Here is a 390-nt window from a genome sequence, read left to right on the forward strand (position 1 = left end):
CGATGATGCGCGATCGCGCGCGGGCCGGGGTGGATGCCCTGCTGCGCCAGGCCGCGCCGGGGGCCATGGTGGTGGCCGCCGATGGCACGCCCGCTTGGCTGGCGGCAACAGACCTGGCGCCGGGCATGATCATGCGCGTGGCCGCCGGAGAGCGGCTGGCTGCCGATGGTGTGATCCAGCGCGGGGCGAGCCGGCTCGACCGCTCGCTGCTGACCGGCGAAAGCGCTGCCGTTGCCGCCAAGGTGGGTGATCTGGTGCTGGCCGGCACGCTGAATGAAGAGGCGCCGCTCGACGTGGAAGTGCGCGCGATCGGCGAGGATACCGCCCTGGCCGAGATTGCCCGCCTGATGGAGACGGCCGGTCAATCACGCTCGCGCTATGTGCGGATCG

The 390-nt window shown here is 72.1% G+C and carries 1 pseudogene; it reads left to right on the forward strand.

Annotation, left to right across the window (positions count from 1 at the left end):
* Positions 1-390, forward strand: a pseudogene (locus H926_RS35250) (nitrogen fixation protein FixI); the annotation flags it as partial.

The sequence above is a fragment of the Novosphingobium sp. B-7 genome, from assembly GCF_000410615.1.
GTDB classification, from domain to species: domain Bacteria; phylum Pseudomonadota; class Alphaproteobacteria; order Sphingomonadales; family Sphingomonadaceae; genus Novosphingobium; species Novosphingobium capsulatum.